The organism is Flavobacterium sp. LHD-80, from assembly GCF_030929605.1.
Taxonomy (GTDB): Bacteria; Bacteroidota; Bacteroidia; order Flavobacteriales; family Flavobacteriaceae; genus Flavobacterium.
Genome location: NZ_JAVFVS010000011.1, coordinates 67,976 through 93,090, shown reverse-complemented (window position 1 = coordinate 93,090; position 25,115 = coordinate 67,976). Strand labels below are relative to the sequence as shown.

The 25,115-nt window shown below is 33.3% G+C and carries 16 protein-coding genes; 7 read left to right on the top strand and 9 right to left on the bottom strand.

The window, feature by feature from the left end:
* Positions 1 to 7 precede the first annotated feature (7 nt).
* Entirely contained in the window at positions 8 to 391 is a 384-nt protein-coding gene (rpsL, locus tag RB619_RS15185) for a 30S ribosomal protein S12 (RefSeq protein WP_007136570.1), read from the bottom strand.
* A gap of 167 nt (positions 392 to 558) precedes the next feature.
* Here rpsL and RB619_RS15180 point away from each other — a divergent pair, with 167 nt between their 5' ends.
* The 5 genes from RB619_RS15180 to RB619_RS15160 all read left to right on the top strand — a co-directional run bounded on the left by RB619_RS15180 (position 559) and on the right by RB619_RS15160 (position 8,761).
* Positions 559 to 2,277, top strand: coding sequence for a hypothetical protein (locus RB619_RS15180; RefSeq protein ID WP_308098945.1), 1,719 nt, complete (start codon positions 559 to 561; stop codon positions 2,275 to 2,277).
* Positions 2,278 to 2,362: 85 nt separating this feature from the next.
* Positions 2,363 to 5,593, top strand: coding sequence for a SusC/RagA family TonB-linked outer membrane protein (locus RB619_RS15175; protein ID WP_308098943.1), 3,231 nt, complete (start codon positions 2,363 to 2,365; stop codon positions 5,591 to 5,593).
* Positions 5,594 to 5,603: 10 nt separating this feature from the next.
* Positions 5,604 to 7,091 carry a SusD/RagB family nutrient-binding outer membrane lipoprotein gene (locus RB619_RS15170; RefSeq protein WP_308098941.1) on the top strand — a complete coding sequence of 496 codons (1,488 nt, stop codon included), beginning with the start codon at positions 5,604 to 5,606 and terminating at the stop codon, positions 7,089 to 7,091.
* 88 nt (positions 7,092 to 7,179) lie between these two features.
* Positions 7,180 to 7,914, top strand: coding sequence for a 23S rRNA (guanosine(2251)-2'-O)-methyltransferase RlmB (gene rlmB / locus RB619_RS15165; RefSeq protein WP_308098939.1), 735 nt, complete (start codon positions 7,180 to 7,182; stop codon positions 7,912 to 7,914).
* Positions 7,915 to 7,957: 43 nt separating this feature from the next.
* The gene (locus RB619_RS15160; RefSeq protein WP_308098937.1) at positions 7,958 to 8,761 is read left to right on the top strand and encodes a DUF2490 domain-containing protein; all 804 of its coding nucleotides are present in this window, start codon (positions 7,958 to 7,960) and stop codon (positions 8,759 to 8,761) included.
* Here the strand turns inward: RB619_RS15160 and RB619_RS15155 are convergent, their stop codons facing one another.
* On the bottom strand, positions 8,762 to 9,268 hold the full coding sequence (locus RB619_RS15155; RefSeq protein ID WP_308098935.1) for a hypothetical protein: 507 nt from the start codon (positions 9,266 to 9,268) through the stop codon (positions 8,762 to 8,764). It lies immediately after the preceding gene.
* A gap of 67 nt (positions 9,269 to 9,335) precedes the next feature.
* A complete protein-coding gene (locus RB619_RS15150; RefSeq protein WP_308098934.1) occupies positions 9,336 to 10,100 on the bottom strand; it encodes a rhomboid family intramembrane serine protease in 765 nt (254 codons plus the stop codon).
* Positions 10,101 to 10,270: 170 nt separating this feature from the next.
* On the opposite strand from RB619_RS15150, the gene RB619_RS15145 reads away from it, so the two are divergent.
* A complete protein-coding gene (locus RB619_RS15145) occupies positions 10,271 to 11,548 on the top strand; it encodes a replication-associated recombination protein A (protein WP_308098932.1) in 1,278 nt (425 codons plus the stop codon).
* Positions 11,549 to 11,563: 15 nt separating this feature from the next.
* On the opposite strand, the gene RB619_RS15140 is transcribed toward RB619_RS15145, so the two are convergent.
* From RB619_RS15140 to RB619_RS15120, 5 genes are all read right to left on the bottom strand, one after another.
* Positions 11,564 to 12,343: a hypothetical protein gene (locus RB619_RS15140; RefSeq protein ID WP_374119721.1), complete on the bottom strand. Its 780-nt coding sequence runs from the start codon at positions 12,341 to 12,343 to the stop codon at positions 11,564 to 11,566.
* A gap of 2 nt (positions 12,344 to 12,345) precedes the next feature.
* Positions 12,346 to 13,032 (bottom strand): YjjG family noncanonical pyrimidine nucleotidase, encoded by a 687-nt coding sequence (locus RB619_RS15135; RefSeq protein WP_308098927.1) that lies wholly within the window; start codon positions 13,030 to 13,032, stop codon positions 12,346 to 12,348.
* Positions 13,033 to 13,035: 3 nt separating this feature from the next.
* A complete protein-coding gene (radC, locus tag RB619_RS15130) occupies positions 13,036 to 13,725 on the bottom strand; it encodes a DNA repair protein RadC (RefSeq protein ID WP_308098925.1) in 690 nt (229 codons plus the stop codon).
* A 182-nt stretch (positions 13,726 to 13,907) separates the two neighbouring features.
* Complete coding sequence (murC, locus tag RB619_RS15125) at positions 13,908 to 15,263, bottom strand: Mur ligase family protein (RefSeq protein ID WP_308098923.1); 1,356 nt, start codon at positions 15,261 to 15,263, stop codon at positions 13,908 to 13,910.
* A 58-nt stretch (positions 15,264 to 15,321) separates the two neighbouring features.
* On the bottom strand, positions 15,322 to 16,008 hold the full coding sequence (locus RB619_RS15120; protein WP_308098921.1) for a tetratricopeptide repeat protein: 687 nt from the start codon (positions 16,006 to 16,008) through the stop codon (positions 15,322 to 15,324).
* Positions 16,009 to 16,138: 130 nt separating this feature from the next.
* Here RB619_RS15120 and RB619_RS15115 point away from each other — a divergent pair, with 130 nt between their 5' ends.
* Positions 16,139 to 22,651, top strand: a complete 6,513-nt coding sequence (locus RB619_RS15115) for an MG2 domain-containing protein (protein ID WP_308098919.1) — start codon at positions 16,139 to 16,141, stop codon at positions 22,649 to 22,651.
* Between the two features lie 169 nt (positions 22,652 to 22,820).
* Here RB619_RS15115 and RB619_RS15110 read toward each other — a convergent pair whose 3' ends face one another.
* Entirely contained in the window at positions 22,821 to 24,965 is a 2,145-nt protein-coding gene (locus RB619_RS15110; protein ID WP_308098917.1) for a S46 family peptidase, read from the bottom strand.
* Positions 24,966 to 25,115: the final 150 nt, after the last annotated feature.

Here is a 25,115-nt window from a genome sequence, read left to right as displayed (position 1 = left end):
TTTTAAATTACTTTTTTGCTTCTTTTGGGCGTTTAGCACCGTACTTAGATCTTCTTTGCGTTCTTCCTGCAACACCTGACGTATCAAGCGCTCCACGAACGATATGATATCTAACACCTGGTAAATCTTTTACCCTTCCACCTCGCACTAATACTATCGAGTGCTCTTGTAGATTATGTCCTTCTCCAGGGATGTAAGCATTCACCTCATTACCATTTGTCAAACGTACACGCGCAACTTTACGCATTGCAGAGTTTGGTTTTTTTGGTGTAGTAGTGTAAACACGCGTACAAACCCCTCTTCTTTGAGGACAAGAATCTAAAGCAACCGATTTACTCTTCTTAGTGATCTGAGTTCTTCCTGTTCTTACTAATTGTTGAATTGTTGGCATAATTAATACTAAAAATTATTATGTTTATTAAATTCCCGCTTTTTACGGGGTTGCAAATGTATAAAATATTTTTCACTATACAAACGTTAATTCATTAATTTTCAACAACATTATTTAGACTTATGATTTTACAAACAAACATTAGATATTTGCAATACATTTAACAAATGAAAAAACAGCTTTTGAAACACTTATTACAAATATTCTTCCTTTGGTTTTTAAGCTTTTCTGGCTATGCCCAAAATTTTCACCTAAGCATCAAAGGAACCAATGAAGCTGAAAATCAAATTATTGATTCGCTAAAATATAATTTGATCCATCCAAATTTAAAATCATTGTTTGACGAAGTTAAAATCACTTCTGAAAAATTATCAAAAATTGGATATTTAGAAAACAATACCCTAAAAACCAACCAATTAAACGACAGCACTTTTCTCTCAATAATAGAACTAAAAAGACAGACAAAATACATACATATATATATAGGTATAAATAATTCTTTTTTTAGCTCCGAAAAAGCTAAAAATGACACCATTATTTTACCGTATAATGAAGTTGAAACCTACTTAAATCAAAAAATAATTGAAGCTGAAAAACAAGGATTCGCTTTAAGCAAAATCAAACTTGAAAACATCAAAAAAAAGAATTCGATAATTTATGCCGATTTAAATTTTAAATCCGAAAAAAAACGAATAATAAATTCAATCATTCTAAATTACATAAATCCTAAAGGAAAAGATTTTTTCCCAAAAGGACATTTAAAACAACTAAACAAAAAATACCTAAACAAAACTTTTAACCAAGAAACCACCCAACAACTTTATGAAGACATAAACAGTTATGAATTCATTTCGCAGACAAAATATCCTGAAATATTATTCATTACCGATTCAACCAAAATCTACACGTATATAGAAAAAAGAAAAGCAAATACTTTTGATGGATATATTGGCTTTTCAAATGACAAGGACGAAAAAGTAAACATAAACGGATATGTCGACATAACGCTGATAAACACGCTACGTGCAGGAGAGCAATTTTCTTTGTACTGGAAAAGCGATGGCAACCAACAAAAGACTTTCAACACCAAATTAGAAATTCCATATATTTTTAAATCCCCTTTAGGCATAAAAGCGCAATTAAACATCTTCAAACAAGACAGTACATTTCAAAATACAAAAACAGCAATTGATTTAGGATATTACATAAATTATAATTCAAGAATTTATGCCGGCTATCAGTCAACAGAATCGAGCGACATTCAAAACACAAATAATTCACAAATTAGTGATTTTAAAAATGCATACTTCACATCTAGCTTTGATTATAAAAAAATAGACAATATCAATACACTTGTTCCAAGAAAAGCATTAGTAAACTGGATAATTGGTTACGGACAAAGAAACACTAACTCTTCACCTGAAACAGTTGGGTCGAGCAAACAGTTTTACACAAACTTAAATGCCTCTTATAATTTTGAAATAAACAACAAAAATTTCATTAACATAAATTCACAAAATTTTTATCTTAACAGCAAGAATTACATTTCTAATGAATTATTTCGATTTGGAGGAATGAACTCTATACGTGGCTTTTTAGAAAACAGCCTCCAATCAAACTTCAATTTTCTAATTTTAACAGAATACAGATACAAATTTTCAAAAAATATTTACGTCCACACAATTGCCGATTATGGTATATATCAAGACTTAACATCGACAATTAACCCAAACGAAACAAAAAAACTAATTGGAATAGGAATAGGTTCTGTTTTGCAAACACCTAACGGATTACTAAAGATAAACCTTACAAACGGAAGCCAAAACATTCAAGAATTACAATTATATAACACTATAGTAAACATATGTTATAATGTTAAATTTTAGCAGGAACTGAAAAAAGTTTAATCTAATATTAGGATAGTTAACAAATTATTAAGAGTTTTGCGATACTAATTCAAAATATTTAAAAATGAAACTAAAGTTCAATGGATTCTTAGTGCTTTTATTAGTACTAGTAGCGCAACTTACTTTTGCGCAAGAAAGAGCCGTTTCAGGAACAGTTTCTGATAATGCAGGAATGCCTTTGCCAGGTGTGAGTGTATTAGTTAAGGGAACAAAATCTGGGACGCAAACTGATTTTGATGGTAAATTTACGATCAAAGCATCAACAAGCCAAGTTTTGGTATTTAGCTACATTGGGATGAAAACTCAAGAAGTAGCAGCAAGTTCATCTGTAATTAATATTAAATTAGCTGGAGATGCACAAGAACTTGAAGGTGTTGTAGTAACAACGGCTTTAGGTATTAAAAGAGAGAAAAAATCTCTAGGATATGCTACACAAAAAATTGATGGTGACGAGGTTAACAAAACTCCATCAACAAACTTTGTTAACAGTATGTCTGGTAAAGTTGCTGGTCTTCAAATTAAAAACAACAACAACTTAGGAGGTTCTACAAACGTTGTAATTAGAGGTTACAAATCTATTGGTTTCAACAACCAGGCTTTATTCGTTATCGATGGAGTTCCAGTTGACAACAATGAGGTTTTAGGTAACACATCTTCACAAAAACAAGCAGGTGCTGGTTATGACTACGGTAATGCTGCATCTGATATTAACCCTGCAGATATCGAATCTGTGAACGTGTTAAAAGGTGCTGCTGCAACTGCACTTTATGGATCTAGAGCTGCCAATGGTGCGATCATGATCACAACTAAAAAAGGAAAACAACAAAATGGTCTTGGAGTTTCTTTAAGCTCTAGCGTAAGTATTGGTACTATAGACAAATCTACATTTGCAAAATACCAAACACAATACGGAGAAGGTTATTTCCCATCTTTCAGAACTACATTTGATGTTAACGGAGATGGAACTTTAGACAATACAGTAAGAACAAACCATGATGCATCGTTTGGTCCTGCTTATGATTCTTCTAAATTGGTTTACGGATGGGATTCATTTGTACCAGAATCTTCAACTTACAAAACTGCACGTCCATGGGAAATCGCTAAACACGGTCCTGCAGATTTCTTCGAAAACCCAGTTGTAAATTCTAACACAATTGCTGTTAACGGAGGAAATGACAAAGGAACTTTTAACTTATCTTACACTAATTTAAGTTCTACAGGTCTTATGCCAAACAGTGAGCAAAAGAAAAACTCATTCTTAGGTAATGCTAGTTACAAATTAACTGACAAATTAACTGCTTCTTTCTTTGCTAACTATGTAGTTACAGACACAAAAGGAAGAAATGGAACAGGATACAACGGAAACTTAGTTTCAGGTTTCAGACAATGGTGGGCTACAAACGTTGACGTTTTAGAGCAAAGAGCTATCTACCAACAAACAGGAAAAAACTATACTTGGAATGCTAACAGCCCAACTAACATTACTCCTGCTTTCTGGAATAACCCTTACTTCCAACTTTACGAAAACTACGAAAGTGATACAAGAAACAGATTCTTAGGTAATGCAAGTGTAAACTACAAAATTACAAGCTGGTTAGATGCTACTGGTAGAGTTTCTGTGGACACTTATTCAGATTTCCAAGAAGAAAGAAGAGCTAACGGTTCTTATGCTGGAGACCCATTCGGTATTGCAAGAAGCAATGAAGAATCAGGATACCAAAGACTTAACAGAAACTACTCTGAGTTTAACTACGATTTAATGTTAAACTTCAACACTAATTTAAATGAAAATTTAAACTTAAAAGGAGTAGCTGGTATTAACATCAGAAGACAACAAGTTGATCAAATTTTAGCTTCAACTTCAGGAGGTCTTTATGTTCCAAAATTATTCTCTTTAACTAACTCTGTAAACACAGTTGAAAAACCAGTTGAAGCAATGTCTGACAAAGGAGTAAACGGATATTACATCAGTGCTTCTTTAGGATACAAAGATTATTTATTCTTAGACGCTACATTAAGAAGAGACGTTTCTTCTACTTTACCTAGCGACAACAATGAGTACTACTACCCATCTGTTTCTGGAAGTTATGTTTTCTCAAACACTTTACAACAAGATTGGTTAACATTAGGAAAAGTAAGATTAGGTTATGCAGAAGTTGGTAACGATGCTCCTTTTGCTAAAACATTAGATACTTATACAAGTAACTCTCCTTTTGGAACTCCTTTATACTCTGTTCCTTCAACAAGAAACAATCCTAACTTGAAACCAGAAAGAACAAAAAGCTGGGAAGCTGGTTTAGAGCTACAAATGGCTCAAAGAAGAATTGGTTTAGATTTATCTGTTTACAAAACAAACACTGTAGATCAAATTGTTGACTTACCAGTTTCTGAAGCAACAGGTTACACTAAATTATTCAAAAACGTTGGTAACATCGAAAACAAAGGTATCGAGGCTACTTTAACTTTAGTTCCAGTAAAAGCAGATAATTTCACTTGGACTATCGTTACTAACTGGGCGAAAAACAAAAACAAAGTTGTCGCTTTAGATGAAGGAATTGACAACTACCAATTAGGTTCTTTCCAAGGAGGAATCACTATCAACGCTACTGTTGGTCAGCCTTACGGAACTATCCAAGGATCTGATTATGTTTACTTAAACGGACAAAGAGTAATTGATCCTGCAACAGGAAAATACCAAATTACTGGTACAAATGATAACGTAATTGGAAACTTTACACCAGATTGGACAGGTGGTATCAACAACATCTTCAATTACAAAAAATTCTCTTTCAGTTTCTTAATCGACATGCAAAAAGGTGGAGATGTTTTCTCTCTTGACAGATGGTATGGAGAAGGTTCTGGTTTATACACTAACACAGTTTACACAAACGACTTAGGAAACCCAGTAAGAAATACAATTGCTGATGGTGGTGGTCATATCCTTCCAGGTGTTTACCCTGATGGAACTCCAAACACTACAAGAATTGAAGCTAATGACGGAACTGATGGATCATTTGGTTATTTAGGTTCTGCAAATAAAGATTACGTTTACGATGCATCTTATATCAAACTTCGTGAGCTTACACTAGGTTATACTTTTGACAAAAAAGTATTAGGTGGTGCATTTCAAGAACTTTATTTAGGAGTATCTGGAAATAACTTATGGATCATCCATAAAAACTTACCAGATTCTGATCCTGAAGCAGGTTTAAGTGCTGGAAATTTACAAGGATACCAATCTGGGGTTCTACCAACAACAAAAACTTTTGCTGTAAATTTAAAAGCTAAATTCTAATAAAGAAAACATGAAAAAAATAATTATATTCATAGGAATATTAACGCTTACATGGGGATGTAACGATGATAGCCTAACCGATTTAAACGTAGATACCAAAAACCCTAGCTCTGGAGTTCCTTCAGGTGCTTTGCTTGGTAATGCCGAAAAGAATCTTTTTGACCAAATGACCAATACTAACGTTAACACAAATGTCTTCAGACTTTGGGCTCAACATTGGTCAGAAACAACGTATCTTGACGAATCAAACTATGATGTATTGCAAAGAAACGTTCCTGATAGCCACTGGCAAATTTTGTACCGTGATGTACTTAAAGATTTAAAAGAGGCTACTAAACTAACAGAAGCTGAAGAGACTGTAACACCAGCTGAATTAAAAGTAAAAACAAACAAACTTGCTATTATCGAAGTTTTAAATGTTTATGCTTATACTGTATTAGTAGACACTTTTGGAAATGTACCTTACACTGAAGCATTAGATCCAGATGCACACCCAAGTCCTGCTTATGATGACGCTAAAGTTATCTACGCAGATTTATTCAAAAGATTAGATGCAGCTATTGCTAAACTTGATGCATCTGCAAAAAGTTTTGGAGAATCTGATTTCATCTACGCTGGAGATGTTGCTCACTGGAAAAAATTTGCAAATTCATTGAAATTGCGTATGGCAATTACAGTTGCAGATGAACCAACATTAGCTGCTACTGCAAAAACTGCAGCTGAGCAAGCTGTTGCTGGTGGTATCATTGCTTCTACTGCTGACAATGCAACATTACAATACAAATCAACTCAACCAAACACAAACCCTTTATATGAGGATCTTGTAACTAGCGGAAGATATGATTTCGTTGCTGCTGCACCATTAGTAACAAAAATGAACACACTTAATGACCCAAGAAGACCATACTACTACATTCCAGTTGGAGGTGTATTTATTGGTGCTCCTTATGCTCAAGGTGTAGATTTCGAAACTTATTCTTCTGCTGGTGACCCGGCTGATGACGAAGGAGATCATACAAGATTATTAGACCCAACTTTAGAAGGTTTATTAATTGATTACACTGAAGTAGAATTTTACTTAGCTGAAGCTGTTGAAAGAGGTTTTGCTGTTGGTGGTACTGCTGCTACGCATTACAACAATGCAATTACATCTTCAATCGTTTACTGGGGTGGAACTACTGCTCAAGCAGCTACTTACTTAGCACAGCCAACAGTAGCTTATGCAACTGCAACTGGTACTTGGAAACAAAAAATTGGAGAGCAAGCTTGGATTGGTTTCTACAACAGAGGTTATGAGGCTTGGACATCTTGGAGAAGATTAGACTTCCCTGTATTAACAGCTCCATCTTCTGCAGTTCCTGCATCTGAAGGACAAGTTCCAAAAAGATTTACTTACCCTGTTTTAGAGCAAACATTAAATAAAACAAACTATGCTGCTGCTGGTACTGCAGTAGGTGGTGACAAGCTTAAAACAAAACTTTTCTGGGATAAATTCTAATTTTAGACCGAAAAACTTAATATTAAAACCACTCTGTTCATTCAGAGTGGTTTTTTTTTTATATAAACAATATACCTATATTTGCATCATGGAAAAAGAACATCAAATATTTGGAATTAGAGCCATTATAGAAGCAATTCAGGCGGGAAAAGAAGTTGACAAAGTATTTATACAAAAAGAAATTTCTGGAGAATTAATGAAAGATTTAATGAAAGTGATGAAACGCGCTAACATTAATTTCTCTTATGTACCGGTTGAAAAATTAAATCGTCTTACTCCAAATAACCACCAGGGAGCTGTTGCCACTATATCGCCCATTGGTTTTATCGAATTAGAACATTTAGTTGAATCGACAATTGAATCAGGTTCAAAACCTTTATTTTTAATTCTAGATCAAATTTCTGACGCACGTAATTTTGGAGCCATTATCAGAACTGCGGAATGTACGGGAGTAAACGGCATTATTGTTCAAAAAGCGGGTTCTGCACCTGTAAATGGCGACACAGTAAAAACTTCTGCGGGAGCTGTTTTTAATGTTCCAATTTGTAAAGTTGAACACATTAAAGATGCCATCTTCTATTTGCAGGGATCTGGAATCAAAACAGTAGCTGCAACTGAAAAAACAGATCAAAATATCTATGATGTAACACTAAACGAGCCTGTAGCAATTATTATGGGTTCTGAAGACAGAGGAATTAATCCATCGGTACTTAAAATTGTAGACGAAAAAGCGAAACTGCCAATGTTTGGTTCTATAGGTTCATTAAACGTTTCTGTGGCTTGTGGAGCCTTTTTATACGAAGCTGTTCGCCAAAGAGGATAAAAAATATTGAGAATTAAGATGACTCATAAATAACAAAAAATGAATGTCTTCAAAAAATGCTCATAACACTATACTTAAAAAACGCTATTTAATACTTGTAATTTTCTCAATTACAAGTATTATTTATGGACAGACTACCACCTATAATCAGTTTTGGAACGAGTATCAATTCAATAAAACGATCAACAAAAAATGGTCTGTTGAATTAAACCTTGGAGCCGTCTATAGTAGTACCGCATCTTCTTCTAATATTTTCGACGAAAACACTCAAAGATCAATAAGAGGCTGGGGACATTATTACTTAACTCCACGCTGGAAACTTTCTTCGTTTTTAGCTTACAATCATAACAAAGATGTTCCTGAAATTGGCCAATTTGAATCACCGGAATGGAGATTTGCACTTCAAGGAATTTATTATTTCCACAAAACAGGCTACACTTTAAGCACCAGAATGAGGCTTGAACTTAGGCATATGAAAAATGAAGATGATAATTACGACAATGTACTTCGCTATCGTCAGCAAATAAAATACATAAAACCAATTAACAGTAAAGTCTTAAGAGAAGGCGTTGTTTATGCAATTGCCTCGGAAGAAGTATATTTTAAATCAGGAGCAAAAGTAACCGGAGAAAACTTTTTTGATCGAAACAGATTAAACATTGGTGCAGGTTATTTGTTTACAGATGATATTCAAGTTGAACTAACGTATGCTAATGAATATCTTCCAAGAAACAGTGGCAATCAAACTGTAAACGCTGCATCATTGACTGTAACATTTAATAATCTTTTTAAAAATCTAAATAAAAAATTATTTCACAACAATGAACCAGTGATAGAAGATCAATAACTATTCCTTATCTTCTTTCAAAAAGCAGGCAAGCTGTCTAATAATTGCTCGTTTATGCAGTTTAAAATTAAATTCTCGTACAAAATCAGTTCCTTCCATTTTAATTTCAGCAGATACGGCTTCAGATTTAGAAAAAGAACCTAAATCTTTATCATCAATTAAATATAAAACCTGCATAATTGAGTCATTTTTGATATACTGCGTATCATAATGTTTCAATTTATATATTTTATTGTCTGCCAAGTGCATGATTAAATCATCTTTAATTTTCTTTCCTTCTTTTTTTGATGGAAACGGCGTTGGCTGTAAGGCTATAAAATAATGCTCTTTATCTGTTATGATATTTATCTTTAAGGATTTTGAATTTGTTGTATAAAAAATTTCAGGATTAAAATAATACACCATTGATCCATCAGCTAATATTCTATTTTTAATATCGCATTGTGCAGTTCCTTTGGTATTTACTAAAAAGAACAAAACAAAAAACACAAATCCTATCTTCTTCATATCTAGTCAAATAAAATTAGAATATCTATCACAAAAATAGCCTTTTTAACTCAAATAATAATAACCACTATATTTTATCCTCTGATTCAGACTTTGTTACAACATAAATTACAGGAAAACTTGAACTGAAATAATTATTCCCTAAATATGTCTCTTCTTCTGGAATTTCAGTATTTACAAAATTTCCGTTTTCATCAAAATGTTTCATGAAAGGATCTTCTTCTGGATTAAAATCTGGCTTCTGCCAATCATAAACAATAGGTTTTGCATATTCTGGCGTTTTATAAAATAAAGACAATACAAAACCAGTAATAAAACCAGCCAAATGACCTTCCCAAGAAATCGCTGCATCAACATCTGGAAAAACATACCAGATCATTCCCCCATATAATAAAATTACAGAAAGTGAAAGTGCAACCAAACGATAATAACCGGTTTGAATCCCTTTAAAGAAAATAAAACTCACTAAAACATAAATCAATCCGCTGGCACCAATATGATAGTTTTCTCGGCCAATAATCCAGGTTATTAAACCTGAAAATAAAATTCCATAACCAATAACAGGAATTGTTTGCTTAGGATAAAAAAATTGCAATGCAGCGAGCAAAACTAAAAGCGGAATGGAATTATTATAAAGATGTTCCAAATTTTCATGGATAAAAGGACTGAATAAAATTCCCTGCAAACCCGAAAAATCTCTCGGATAAATTCCGTTTTGGTAAAAATCAAAATCGAAACGAATCTGAATCCAATAAATGATCCATAAAAAAAGGACAAAAAAAACAGGAAGCCCAATTACAGCAGTAGAAAATTTAAAATCTTTATCGTTCATGTTTTAAAAAATCAGTTCAATTATTGGCATCAAAAAACTGTCCAAATCTAATTTACTGATAATTTGTCATATTATAAAACATGTCTCAGATTGTAACAATCCTTCTCTGAATCATTTGTTTTAACTTTTAAGAGATAAAATCTAAAATTAAAAAATAGTAATTTTGTAAAATGGAAGCACCTTTAGCCGAGCGTATTCGCCCACAAAAATTAGAAGATTATGTAAGTCAGAGTCACTTAGTAGGCCCTAACGGATCTTTGACACAGCAAATTTCAAAAGGAATTATTCCGTCTTTAATTTTTTGGGGACCGCCAGGCACAGGAAAAACCACTTTGGCACAAATTATTGCACAAGAATCCAAACGTCCCTTTTATATATTAAGCGCCATTAATTCTGGTGTAAAAGACATAAGAGATGTTATTGACAAAGCAAAACAAAGCGGCGGGTTATTTACTGCCAAGAATCCTATTTTATTTATTGATGAGATTCATCGTTTCAGCAAGTCACAACAAGACTCTCTTTTAGCCGCTGTTGAAAAAGGCTGGATTACATTAATTGGCGCAACTACCGAAAATCCAAGTTTTGAAGTTATTCCAGCATTATTATCGCGTTGTCAAGTTTACATTTTAAATGCTTTCACAAAAAGTGACCTTGAAGCATTATTGCATCGCGCAATGAAAGCAGATGCTTATTTGGCATCAAAAAAAATCATTTTAAAGGAAACGGAAGCTTTATTACGACTTTCTGGCGGAGATGGCAGAAAACTGCTGAATATTTTTGAACTGGTTATCAACGCTTCGTCAGGTGACGAAATCACGATTACAAATGACCGAGTTTTTGAGTTAGTACAGCAAAACACTGTTTTGTATGACAAAACGGGTGAACAACATTATGATATTATTTCGGCTTTTATAAAGTCGATTCGAGGCAGTGATCCAAACGGAGCGGTTTATTGGCTCGCTCGAATGATTGAAGGCGGCGAAGATGTAAAATTCATCGCCAGAAGAATGCTGATTTTATCGAGCGAAGATATTGGAAATGCAAACCCAACTGCATTTATCATGGCAAATAATACTTTTCAAGCCGTAACCACTATTGGTTATCCCGAAAGCCGCATTATTTTAAGCCAATGTGCCATTTATTTAGCAACTTCTCCTAAAAGCAACGCATCGTATATGGCAATTGGAAATGCACAGCAATTAGTAAAACAAACAGGTGATTTGCCGGTGCCAATTCATTTGCGAAATGCGCCGACTAAATTGATGAAAGAATTAGGATATGGCGACGATTACAAATATTCGCATGACTACGCCAATAATTTTGCTGAACAGGAATTTTTACCCGATGCCGTAAAAGAAACGGTTCTTTACAATCCCGGAAACAATTCTAGAGAGAACAGCAACCGCGAATTTTTAAAGAACCGTTGGAAAGATAAATATGGTTATTAAAACCAAATTTTATATTTAGAATTTAACTGAAACTTTTTCAGAAACTAATTTGTCATTTTGATAATACTCAAAAAACCACTGATTGTCTTTTGCATTCAAAGTCCCTTGAACACCATCTTTAATTGCGATGAATGAATCTGGACGTGAAGTTTTCAATAATTTCATTACCACTTTTGGTGTTTTGTCAATTAACTGAAATCCGTTGTCTGTTGGCTGCGCATAAAGTAAATTTGGATCTGCAACATCAGCAACTGGAGTTGGAGTTACCTGAGTTGCAACTGGCTGAGAAGGTCGTGCAGCTGCAGCAACTGCTACCGGAGCGGCAGTAACCATACCAGCTCTTGGGTTAGGAGCTATCGTTTTTCCGCTATATTTATAATGAAGACCATTTACTGAGATGAAAGCCATGTTTAAACTTTCTCTGTAAGCTGTCTCATAATCTTTTTCTTTGCTTTTACCCACTTCAGATGTGTAAACTACCTTACCGTAACAATCTTTTAGTTCAACAAAAAGTTTAGTAACTAGAAAACCACTATCCTTTCTTACATCCATATATAAAAGCTGACAACGGTCATTCAATTCAGCAGGAAGTTCTTCATTTGCATAAAAAGCTTGAAAACCTGCTTTAGTTAAATTTCCTTTGCTTATTGTTGCCATTCTATATTGATTATCTGATTTTAGAAAATCATATTTCAACGGTACAATAACCGCTTTGTAATCATTAACAGACTCCGCAGATTGTGCAAATCCAATAACTGAAACAAAAAGTACAGTCAGCAAAAATTTAATTCTCATCATTATAAATATTTTTTAAGTTCTAATAAATGGTTTATTTGTTTAATATTTTGAGCTACGTCAATTTTTTTCTCATTAAAGAAAATGGCGTCCAGACCCGCATTTAAAGCTCCGTTCACATCGGCATCTAAACAGTCGCCAATCATGATACTATTTTCTTTTGAAGCCTGAGCCAAATTAACAGCATAATCAAAGATAATACTATTTGGTTTTTTTACACCAGCTAATTCCGAATTTGTAATGGTATTAAAATAACCTGAAAGTGCTGCATTCCTAATCTTTTTATCCTGAACATTTGCAAAACCGTTGGTTATGATGTGCAGTCGGTATTTTGGTTTAAGATATTCCAAGACTTCAACAGCTCCATCAAAAAGATGGTTATTATCTGTTAAAAACTCAATATAGTAATTTGCAATTTCATTGATATTTTCATCTGAAATCTCATAATTCAGAGCATCAAATGAAAACTTTAATCTGTTGTAACGAAGTTCAAGGTGTGTTATTTCATCATTTTGATATAACTTCCAGCATGACTGATTGATAGGGATATATTTTTCAATAAAATCAGCTGTTTTTATTTCTGGAAATTTAGTTTTAAAGATACGATCGAAAGCCATTTCAGAATTTTTGTCAAAATCCCAAAGTGTATGATCTAAATCAAAAAAAACGTCTGTAATTGTGGTATTCATAATCTAAAAAATTCCTTCATCTACAAAACTATAATATTTTGTTTCAGTAATAATCAAATGGTCTAAAACTTTAACATCTAAACTTTCGCCGACCTGCTTTATCCTTTTCGTAATCTGTTTATCAGCTTCACTTGGGGATAAATTACCTGAAGGATGATTGTGACACAAAATCAAGCTAGTAGCTCCATTTTCAAGTGCCAATTTAAAAACCAACCGAACATCAACTATCGTTCCTGTAATACCGCCTTTGCTAAGCTGTGATTTTGAAATAACCTTATTAGAATTATTCAGAAAAAGTACCCAAAATTCTTCATGAGCTAATTCACCTATAATAGGAACCATCAATTCAAAAACTAATTTGCTAGAAGTAATTTTTATTAAATCGACAACATCTTCGGCCCGACGACGGCGCCCGAGTTCCATAGCTGCAATAATTGTAATCGCCTTGGCCTCTCCTATTCCCTTAAAATTCATCAATTGCGAAATCGACATTTTCCCCAAAGCATTCAAATTTTCGGCATTCTTCAAAATTCTCTTGCTTAAATCCACAGCCGATTCGTTTCGGCTTCCTGAACCAATCAGAATCGCAATTAATTCGGCATCACTTAAAGCACTTTTTCCTTTCAGCATTAATTTCTCGCGAGGCCTGTCATCTTCTGACCAATTCGTAATTGGAAAATGAGTTTGTTCCATAAACTAAAGATTTTACAAAAAGCGAATATATTAAAAAGAAAGAAAAATCGCTCAAAAAATAATTAGAGAATATGCCAATTAGTTAATTAGATCATGAGAAAATCATCAATTAGGAAATTCCAAACTCAAAAAAAAAGCCGATTGTCTGAAACAATCGGCCTATTATCTAATTGACTAATTTTCTAATTAATCAGACCTTTTACTTCGTCAAAGTTTAATCCGCCATAATTTCCGGAACTCATTAATAAAAGTGCCGAATTATCTAAATTCAAATTGAATAAATATTCCTTGAATTCAGCCGGATTGGTATAAATCACAAGATCTTCACGATTAAATGCTTTTGCAATCTGCTCATAAGTCACTTCTTCTAATTGCTTGATTTTTACAGCATCTGGCGAATAAAAAACAACTGCGACATCAGCATATTCTAAAGCACCTTCGTACTCTTTCAAAAATTCAGCATTCAAACTGCTGTAGGTATGAAGTTCTAAACACGCCACTAAAGTTCTGTTTGGATATTGTTCTTTTACCGCTTTTGTTGTCGCAGCAACCTTACTTGGCGAATGCGCAAAATCTTTATACGCAACCTTCCCTTTTCCTTCAGCAATTTTTTCTAAGCGTTTCGATGCGCCTTTGAAACTTGCAATTGCTTCATAAAAATCAGCTTCATCAACGCCCATATTCTGGCAGATCCATTTTGCTCCGGCAAGATTATTCAAATTATGTGCTCCAAAAACCTCAATTGGCATGTCGCCTTCTGGAGTTTCTAATAAAGTTACGCCGTCGCTTACTGTATAATTTGGAGTTGAGTATGCCAATTTACGAATTGGATTTGTAGCTGCTTCGGCAACTCGTTTTACTTCTGGATCATTTTCGTTATAAACCAAAATCCCTCCATTTGTAATTTTTTGGATGAAAATCTCAAACTGCTCTACATAATTTTCATACGTTGGAAACACGTTAATATGATCCCAAGCAATTCCTGAAATCAAAGCAATATTTGGCTGATACAAATGAAATTTCGGGCGTCTGTCAATTGGCGACGATAAATATTCATCACCTTCCAAAACCACAAAATCATTTTCTTCAGTAAGATGAACCATCGTGTCAAAACCTTCTAACTGAGCTCCTACCATATAATCAACGGCAATATTGTGATAATGCATAACGTGCAAAATCATCGAAGTAATAGTAGTTTTTCCATGAGAACCACCAATTACGACACGTGTTTTGTTTTTAGACTGTTCGTATAAAAACTCTGGGTACGAATAAATTTTTAATCCCAATTCCTGAGCTTTCAGTAATTCTGGATTATCCGCTTTTGCGTGCATTCCTAAAATGATTGCATCAATATCAGCCGTAATTTTTTCTGGAAACCAACCTAATTCAGCAGGAAGAATTCCTTTTTTTTCTAATCTTGATTTTGAAGGTTCAAAAATAGCATCGTCGCTTCCTGTAACCTGATATCCTTTGTTGTGCAATGCTAATGCTAAGTTGTGCATAGCACTTCCGCCTATCGCGATGAAATGTGTTTTCATTTAAATTCCAATTATTAATCCCAATAGCTATCGGGACAAATTCTAATTAATTTTTATGTTAAGCTTCGAATTTTCGTTTTAAATCCTGCGCTTTTTTTGTGTCTTTTAATTTGTTCAAATATAAATTATATAATTTTTGAAATGTGACTTTTGAATTGCCAATTTCATGTGCTTTTTTATAATTTTTTTCTGCCGAGTCATATCGTTTGAAATACTCATCAATTCGTCCTCTTGACAAATAGCCGTCGACTGGGGAAAATTGTGCTAATTCGTTCGAATATCCAATTGCTTTTGATTCACTTCCGCCTAAAATTCCAGGTAATTGCAAGTATATTTCGATTAGCGCCCATCTCGCCTGAACGTGTTTTGGATTTAATTCGATTGCTTTTTCAAAAGCTTCTTTCATATCACCAACCATCCCAAAAGCCTTTATTTTATTTACTTCTAGAGAATGCATGGCCAGACATCCGCCGTATTTAAAGAAATAATCAGCAACTGAAGGTTTTAATTCTTTCAGTTTTTTAAAATATGATGCGCCTTTCACCCAAGATTTTTGATATGCAGCAATATCTCCCAAATATTCCAGTGATTTAATATCTGACGGGTTGTTTTTTACTATTCCTTCAAATAGCAATTGGGCTTCACTATACTTTTTAGAATGAAATAATTTCTCTGCTTTTTCAAAATTAGTTTGCGACCAACAGCACATTGGAACAATTAAAAACAAAATCAGCAGCTTTTTCATATTTCAAAAATAAGGAAATATAAAATGCTATTTGCTTTTGAACATAAATTAGTAATTTGTACGAAAAATATTTTTAATCTTATTCCAACCTTTTCTGCAAAATTCCACTCTATAAAAGAAAATCGATTTTATGAAAAATATAGTATTTGCATTTTTATTTCTTTCCACCACAATTTTTGCACAGCAATTTGAAAAAAAATGGGACAAAATTATCGCTCTTGAAAAAGAAGGAAAAATAAAATCTTCAAATGAAATTGTCGCTGAAATTTACAAAAAGGCAAAAGTTTCAAAAGATGAAGAACAAATCATAAAATGTTTTTTTTTTCAATCAAAATACATGCAAATTCTGGAAGAAAATGCACAAACCAAAATTATAAACAATTTAAAATCGACTATAAATCAAGTTTCTGTTCCTTCAAAAGCCATTTTAAATATTGTGTATGCTAAATGTTTGAATGATTATTTCAGCAGAAATAACTATCAAATCAGACAGCGAACCAACATTGAAACAGCTGATTCAAATTTTCTGACTTGGACGCAAAAGAATTTTGACACTCAAATAAATAGTGCAATGAAACAAACATTGCAAAACGAAAATGCGTTAAAAAATACACCACTTAGTAAATACGAATCTATATTTGATTATGCTTCTTCAGAAAAGTTCAAAACCGAAAACTTATATAATTATATTTTAAAAGAAAACATTACTTTTTATACGCAAAAATTACAAACTTGGAATATCTCAAAAATTGCTTTTATACCTTATAAAAAAGATTTCTTTGGAGATTCTTCTACATTTATAAAGCTGAATTTAGATTTTATAAATGATGAAAATCTTCGTTCACTTATTTCATTGTATCAAAAAAAGGAAAACAACAGCCCAACATTAGACAATCAATTTGAACGTTTGCTTTTTTGCAAAAACTTCTTATTTCAAGCCGATGACGATTATTATAAAGCACTTGCTACACTTCAAAAAAAAGCTGAAGATAAAATACTAATTCAAAAAATCCAACTAGAAAAAGTTCAGTATTTACTCCCACTTGCATCAAAAACTTTGCATCCTGACTACAACACTAAAGCTCTTGCCATTCTAGACAGCGTTATACAGGTAAACAATAGATCAAATGAGTATAAGAAAGCGATAAGCCAAAAACAAAAACTGCTTACGAAATCGTTGACCGTACAACTTCAAAAATACATTTATAACAATGAAAATACACGTGCTTTTATTCAATACAAAAATGTAGAACACTTAAAAATTTCATTTTACAAAATCAATCAAAAACAAATTTCCTTTTTTATGGCGTATCAAAATCCAAGAGACGCCGCCGTCGATGAAATTGTAAAAAACAAACAACCCGAAAGAACAGAAACCTACGAATTAAAAAATAAAAAAGATTGCTTTCAATACTCGACTGAAGTACTATTACCTAACTTAAAAACTGGGTCCTATCTTGTTTATTTTGAAACTGAAAAAGACACAAAAGATCAAAAAGTAAGCACATACGAAACCATAACCGTAACCAATTTTACGATAGCAGCATCAGAAGCTAACATGACTGAAACCTATCAGGTTTTAGATAGAAAAAATGGGAATCCTTTACAAAATGCAAAGGTTACTTCACCAAAATTTACGGCTTTAACGGATAAAAATGGTACGGTTTCTTATAAAAAAACAACTAACGATCGAGATTACGAAACGTTGCAGGTTTCATTAGAAAATGATACCATTGCGATCGGAACTTATTACTTTCAGCGCAGCAACATTTATCAATTAGATACTCCAGAAAATTCAAAAGCAAAAGTAGAATTTTACCTAGATCGTGCGATTTATCGTCCAGGCCAGACTGTGTATTTTAAAGGAATTGCAATTCAGAAAAACAATGACAAAACTACTGTTGTTCCTTATACTACATTTACAATTATTATTAAAGATGCCGATCAGAATGATTTCAATATGTTTGATATCACTACAAATGAATTTGGGTCTTTTTCTGGAGAATTTGTTTTGCCAAAAACGGGTCTAACCGGGAATTTCAGTATTACAGCAAAGGAGCCAGATGAATTAAAAAAAGATAAATTTTATGATAAAGAGAAAAAGGAACATCCATTTTGGGATAATGTTGATTTCTCATATTCAGCTTTAAATTTTAAAGTTGAAGAATACAAGCGCCCAAAATTTGAAGTTACTTTTGATCCGAAAAAAGAAACTTTTCAAGTCAATCAATCTGTAAAAGTAAAAGGTACAGCAAAAGCTTTTGCTGGAAGTAATGTTTCTGACGCTGAAGTAAGTTACACCGTTACTCGTTTTACCAGTTACCATAAAAACTATTTTGGAAGAGAAGATGAGGAAGAAATTGCCGATGGAGAGATTAAAACCGATGCTTCAGGAAAATTTGTTATTGATTTTATTGCTTTGCCTCCTGAAGATTCCGCAAAAGAAAAATTACCCGTTTTTACCTATGAAATTGAAGTTTCGGTTACAGATATTAATGGCGAAACGCATGATTCACGCACTCAAATAATAGTTGGTTATCATGATTTGATTTTAGAAACTGCAATGCCAAGTAAAATTCAAACTAAAGATAAAAACGAAATTATTTTAACCAGCACCAACCTCAACGGTGAATTTAAAGCAGCAAAAGGAGAAGTAAAAATATATTATATCCGTCCATTTTTGAATAAATTTAAAATTAGAAATTCAGAAAAACCAGAAATTGAAACCATTTCAGATGAAGATTTCGAAAAATTATTTCCTTATGAAATCACAGGAAAAGAGTTTTTAAACGAACCGAAAAAAACTTTAGTATACTCTAAAAAAGTCAACACAGAAAAAGATAAAACCATTCCGTTAGATTTTATTTCAAATTTTAAATCAGGAAGCTATGAAGTTGTTTTTACTGCAAGAGACAGCTTTAACAATTTAATTGAAGCAACAACAGATTTCAAGCTTACGCAAAGCAAAGACAAGTTTGATCCAAGTAAATTATTTACGGTACAACAAGTCAATGACGATCCTAAAAAAGATGGTTTTGTTGAAATAAAACTGACTTCACCAATTCAGGAACTATACATCAACACTTCAGGAAATTACAAAAATGCATTATTTTTTGAAGAAACTAGTCATCTGCAAAACAATGAAGTCGTTGTTAAAATTCCGCTTAAACCTGAATTCGAAAAAATACTAAAAATATCATTTGAGAGTATTTTTGAAAATCAAATTTTTAATGATGATTTAGCAGTTACTTTAAAAAGTGAAACACCAAAATTAGAATGGACGGCATCAAGTTTTAGAACTAAAATTGAACCTGGAAGTACTGAAAAATGGTCATTTCAATTGAAGGCAAGCAACACTAAAAAAGAAGCTGAAGTTTTAGCATCGATGTATGACAGTTCGCTAGATAAACTTGCATTTGCGCAATGGTCAGGCCTATCTATATATGACTACAATTATAATTCTGGGAATAGAAAAAGGATTTTAGGTTTTGTCCAAATATTTAGAACATTAGAAAATCTAAATACCTATGTACCAAAGATGCAGTATTCGAGCGAATCGACAAGCTTAATTTGGTTTGGTTTTGATTTTAATGATCCTAATGCGACTTATTTACAAAACCAATATTTAAAACAGCTTACGAAAAAAGTAAAAAAACCTGCAAACGCAAAACTGATTTCAGGAATTCTTACAGACACCAGCGGATTACCACTTCCCGGCGTTTCAATAACTGTAAAAAACACAAAAAGAACTGCAACTTCAGACTTTGATGGTTATTATGAAATCGAAGCTGTAACCGGCGAAGAACTAGCTTTCTCTTACCTCGGATTAAAAAGCACTTCAGTTAAGGTGACTAATGACAAAGTTATAAATTTAAGTCTTGAGGACGAATCTAGCCAACTGCGAGAAGTTGTTGTTACTGGTTATGGCACTCAAAAAAAAATGTCTGTGACTGGTTCTGTAACACAGGTTTCAACTTCATCCTTCAAAGTTGAAGCAGATAATAATGTGTATAATACTGAAGGACTTCTATCGGGAACAGTAAGCGGTGTAGAAGTTACACAAGTTCCATCTGATAAAATTATGATTCGTGGCACATCTTCAATCACAGCTACAAATCTCTTATATATTATTGACGGTGAAATTGCTGATGAAAAAGCGGTTAAGAACTTAAATTCTTCAGATGTTATTTCCATCAGCGTTTTAAAAGAGCAAGAAGCAACTGCGCTTTATGGAAATAAGGGTGCAAACGGTGCAATCATTATTACAACCAAAAAAGCATTAGAAGAATTAACCCAAGTAAAAGCAAGAAAAAATTTATCGGAAACTGCTTTCTTTCTGCCACATTTAAAAACAGATTCTAAAGGAAATATCAGTTTCAACTTCACTTCACCTGAAGCATTGACTTCTTGGAAACTTCGTTTACTGGCACATAATAAAGATGCCGTTACTGGATATTTAGAAAAAAGTATTATTACGCAAAAAGAATTAATGGTTTTGCCGAATTTCCCAAGATTCTTGAGAGAAAAAGATACGATTGTCATTAGTGCCAAAATTTCGAATGTAACCAATGAAGCAAAAACCGGAATAGCAAGTTTACAATTTTTCGATGCCACAACAATGCAACCAATTGACGCAAAAATGCTGAACACGAAAAACATCAAAAACTTTACAATTTCCGCTTTTGGAAACACAAGTGTAAACTGGACAATCACAATTCCTGAAGGTTTGCAAGGCGTTCAATATAAAATTGTGGCAAAATCTGGCAATTTCTCTGATGGGGAAGAAAATATACTTCCGGTGTTGACAAATAATATGCTGGTTACTGAAAGTATTCCGCTTTGGGTTCGTGAAAATTCGACTAAAGAATACGCGTTTGATAATTTAAAAAACAACACTTCTTCAACTTTAAGAAATCATCAGTTTATACTTGAATATACTTCAAACCCAACTTGGATTGCCATTCAGTCGCTTCCGTATTTAATGGAATATGAACATGAATGCGCAGAGCAGACTTTTTCTAGATTTTATGCGAATGCACTTGCTTCAGAAATTATTTCAAGAAACCCTAAAATTGCGTCCATTTTTGAAACTTGGAGAAAAAATGGAAAACTGCATTCAAAATTAGAAGAAAACGAAGAATTAAAATCGATAATTCTTGCCGAAACGCCTTGGCTAAATGATGCACAAAGTGAAGACGAAAAGAAGAAAAACTTAGCGCTTTTATTTGATTTAGAAAAAATGAAAACTTCTCAGGAAGCCACTTTTCAAAAATTAAAAAAGAAACAAAGTGCTTCTGGTGGATTTCCATGGTTTGAAGGTTCTCAAGAAAATGAATATATCACAAGACATATTCTTGCCGGTTTAGGTCATTTAGGAAAGTTGAGCAAATCTGAGGATAATGACCAAAAAATAGATCAAATTGCAAAAACTGGAATTCCTTATATAGACAACTTCTTTCTAGAATTTTACAGAACGAGAATCAAATACCTAAAACCAACTGAGAGATTAATTTGGATCAATCCCTATTCTGATTTGCATTATTTATACACCAGAAGTTTTTATTTGGAAAAATATCCAATGTCTGAAGAATTAAAAAAGGCTTCGCAATTATATTTGGAAACAGCTAAAAAAGATTGGTTGCAATATTCACTTTACGAAAAAGGATTGCTAGCAATAACGTTGAATCGTTTTGGCGAAAAAGAAACAGCCAAAAAAATAATTGAAAGCCTAAAAGAAACGGCTTCAAATAATGAGGATTGGGGAATGTACTGGATTGCAAACAAATCTGGGTGGTATTGGTATCAGGCGCCAATTGAAACTCAAGCTTTATTGATTGAGGCTTTCGCCGAAGTGATAAACGACAACAAATCTGTTGATGCGATGAAAGTCTGGCTTTTGAAAAACAAACAATCCAAAAATTGGCCTACAACAAAATCAACCACCGAGGCTATTTACGCTTTATTAATGCAAGGAACTGACTGGCTTTCTGTAAAAGATAACACGGTCATAAAATTGGGAGACGAAAAAATCGTCACAAAAAAATTATCCGAAAATGAAAAAGAAACTGAAACTGGTTACATCAAGCTAAACTGGAAAGCTGATGAAATTAAAAAAGAAATGGCTTCAATAAAAATCCAAAACAAATCGAAAGTTCCGGGCTTTGGTGGCGTTTATTGGCAATATTTTGAAGATTTGGATAAAATCAAAAACGATTCAGGTGCTGTTTTATCTGTTTCGAAAGAATTATATCTAAAGAAAAATACTGCCAAAGGTGATGAACTGCAAAAGATAACTGCTCAAAATACCTTACAAATTGGCGATTTAGTAACGGTTCGTTTAATTATTACTTCGAAAGAAGATACGGAATATGTTCATTTAAAAGATATGCGAGCTTCGTGTTTTGAACCTGTCGATGTTCTTTCAGAATATAAATATAAAGATCGATTAGGATTTTACATGAGCACAAAAGATGCAGCAACACATTTTTTCTTTGATCATATCAACAAAGGAACGTACGTTTTAGAATATGATATTAGAGTGAATAACGGCGGTGAATTCTCAAACGGAATTACAACTATTCAAAGTATGTACGCGCCAGAATTTTCAAGTCATACAAAAGGAATTCGTGTGAAAGTTCAATAAGTTTTTCCGAACTAATTGAAGTTTGTCAGTCTGAGCGAAGTCGAAGACCCGTTCCAATTAGCGAGCCTTCGACTTCGCTCAGGATGACAAACTTTTTCAAAAGTAAAAAAATCAAAAAACCCGATAGCTTTAAAAACTATCGGGTTTACTTTTTATAAATAAATTGAGATTATTTAGCAATCGTCAATTCGTCAATAATGTTTTTCGCTCCGGCGTATTTGTCAATAATCCAAAGTACATAACGAATATCAACGTTGATTGTTCTTTGTAATTTAGGATCAAAAATAACATCTCCAGCCATAGCCTCGATATTTCCATCAAAAGCAATTCCAATTAATTCCCCTTTTCCATTAAGAACTGGTGAACCAGAGTTTCCTCCAGTAATATCGTTATCTGTCAAGAAGTTTACTGGCATATATCCTGCTTTATCAGCATATTGTCCAAAATCTTTTTTCTTGTTCAATTCTAATAAACGAGCTGGCAAGTCAAATTCCTGATCTCCTGCTTTGTATTTTTTAACCATACTTTCCATTGTAGTATAGTTGTTGATTTTTGCATCGTTACGGGGATCAGCAGGCAAAGCGCGAACTTTTCCGTAAGTCAATCTCAAAGTAGAGTTTGCATCAGGGTATTTGATAGCATTTAGTTTTGACTCTCTCAAACCTTCAACTAATTTGCGGTAAGCAATTGCAAAACCATCGTCAGCTTTAGCTTGATCATCTGTTTTTGCACGGAATTTAGTCATCAAATCATTAGAAATTATATACAACGGATCGTGTACAATTGCTAATGGTTTTGGATCAGCTAAAAATGCTACAATTTTTTCTTTATTTGTAAAGTAACTTACTTCAGTTGCTTTCGCTACATCTGCAGTAAAATCACCATTATTAGCCGCTTTCATTTTTGCGATTTCTGGAGCAAGTCCGTATTCAGAAGCTTTAGCTGCATATAAATTCAACTGAGCAGTTAAAACATCTTTTTCTAAAGGCGCATAAAAATCACCATAAATAGTTTCAACTAAAGCGTTGATCTTTGGTAATAATTCTGCTCTTTTAGCATCATTTTCTTTGTAGTAAGCAATCAATGCATTACCAAGATTTGCTGGACCAGCAGCATAACTTGATGTACGTAAAACTTGAGATAAATAATTATCGTGACGCGCTTTTAAATTCGTTTCTCTGTAATAATCATTAATCGTCGGAATTACATTTTCGTATTTATCTTTGTTAGCTGGTTTACTAGCCCACTCATAAAATTTATCTTCTTGCTCTGCTTTTGCATCTGCTGTTCCAGCCTTTGTTAAAGCATCGATCATACCTTGACGGTTTTTCCAGTAATTTGCTGTAGAAGCATATTTAGAAGCGTACTTTAAACGAACAGTTGCATCCTTATCCATATACTTTTTCATTTGGTCCATTCCGGTTTTAGCACCTTCAACCCAAGCAGGATAAGCGTATTTTACGTTTTGCTCAATTCCACCAGCTGGCATCCAACGGTTTGTTCTTCCTGGATAACCAAGAATCATTGCAAAATCATTTTCTTTTACACCTTTAATACTTACAGGCAAATAATGTTTTGGTTGCAAAGGCACATTATCTTTTGAATAAGTTGCAGGATTCCCGTCTTTATCAGCATATACTCTAAACATTGAGAAATCTCCCGTTTGACGAGGCCACTCCCAGTTGTCAGTATCTCCACCAAATTTACCAACACTTTCTGGAGGCGTCCCTACTAAACGAACGTCTGTATAATCTTGGTACACAAAATAGTAATATTCATTTCCTTGAAAGAAAGGACGAACAGAAACAGTGTATTTCCCGTTTTCGCTGTTTTCTTTTTCAATTAAACTGATTTCTTGCTGAATGATTTTGTTTCTTTCCGTTTCTGTCATTTGATCATTTACTTTTGACAAAATTCTTTTAGAAACGTCATCCATACGAACAAAGAAACGAACGTATAAAGATTTTGGTTTCATTTCCTGACTACGGTCTTTTGCCCAAAAACCATCTTTCAAATAGTTTTGCTCTGCAGTTGAAAGTTCTGCAATTGCACTATATCCACAGTGGTGATTTGTAAGTACCAAACCCGTATTTGAAACGATTTCAGCAGTACAACCTCCGTTGAACTGTACAATCGCATCTTTTAAACTGTGGTGATTGATACTGTAAATTTCTTCGGCAGTTAATTGAAGTCCCATTTTCTCCATATCTCTATGGTTCAATCTTTCGATAAACATCAAAAACCACATTCCCTCATCAGCTCTTGCAGGAAAAGCCATTAAGCACATGGTTAAGAATAAAACTATTTTTTTCATGTTATTTTATTTAAGTGATGCGAATATAGCGCATTTTCGCAAAAAAAATAATCATATCACATAAAAACAAAACATAACAAATCAAAATGTAGATGATTTTGCGAAATTCACAATTCCAGTAAACAACAAAACTATCTTAAAAATCCTGCA

What these genes read in the sequence shown, in the direction of transcription:
- rpsL (WP_007136570.1), bottom strand. Translation starts at nt 391, where the DNA reads ATGCCAACAATTCAACAATTAGTAAGAACAGGAAGAACTCAGATCACT.
- RB619_RS15180 (WP_308098945.1), top strand. Translation starts at nt 559, where the DNA reads ATGAAAAAACAGCTTTTGAAACACTTATTACAAATATTCTTCCTTTGG.
- RB619_RS15175 (WP_308098943.1), top strand. Translation starts at nt 2,363, where the DNA reads ATGAAACTAAAGTTCAATGGATTCTTAGTGCTTTTATTAGTACTAGTA.
- RB619_RS15170 (WP_308098941.1), top strand. Translation starts at nt 5,604, where the DNA reads ATGAAAAAAATAATTATATTCATAGGAATATTAACGCTTACATGGGGA.
- rlmB (WP_308098939.1), top strand. Translation starts at nt 7,180, where the DNA reads ATGGAAAAAGAACATCAAATATTTGGAATTAGAGCCATTATAGAAGCA.
- RB619_RS15160 (WP_308098937.1), top strand. Translation starts at nt 7,958, where the DNA reads ATGTCTTCAAAAAATGCTCATAACACTATACTTAAAAAACGCTATTTA.
- RB619_RS15155 (WP_308098935.1), bottom strand. Translation starts at nt 9,268, where the DNA reads ATGAAGAAGATAGGATTTGTGTTTTTTGTTTTGTTCTTTTTAGTAAAT.
- RB619_RS15150 (WP_308098934.1), bottom strand. Translation starts at nt 10,100, where the DNA reads ATGAACGATAAAGATTTTAAATTTTCTACTGCTGTAATTGGGCTTCCT.
- RB619_RS15145 (WP_308098932.1), top strand. Translation starts at nt 10,271, where the DNA reads ATGGAAGCACCTTTAGCCGAGCGTATTCGCCCACAAAAATTAGAAGAT.
- RB619_RS15140 (WP_374119721.1), bottom strand. Translation starts at nt 12,343, where the DNA reads ATGAGAATTAAATTTTTGCTGACTGTACTTTTTGTTTCAGTTATTGGA.
- RB619_RS15135 (WP_308098927.1), bottom strand. Translation starts at nt 13,032, where the DNA reads ATGAATACCACAATTACAGACGTTTTTTTTGATTTAGATCATACACTT.
- radC (WP_308098925.1), bottom strand. Translation starts at nt 13,725, where the DNA reads ATGGAACAAACTCATTTTCCAATTACGAATTGGTCAGAAGATGACAGG.
- murC (WP_308098923.1), bottom strand. Translation starts at nt 15,263, where the DNA reads ATGAAAACACATTTCATCGCGATAGGCGGAAGTGCTATGCACAACTTA.
- RB619_RS15120 (WP_308098921.1), bottom strand. Translation starts at nt 16,008, where the DNA reads ATGAAAAAGCTGCTGATTTTGTTTTTAATTGTTCCAATGTGCTGTTGG.
- RB619_RS15115 (WP_308098919.1), top strand. Translation starts at nt 16,139, where the DNA reads ATGAAAAATATAGTATTTGCATTTTTATTTCTTTCCACCACAATTTTT.
- RB619_RS15110 (WP_308098917.1), bottom strand. Translation starts at nt 24,965, where the DNA reads ATGAAAAAAATAGTTTTATTCTTAACCATGTGCTTAATGGCTTTTCCT.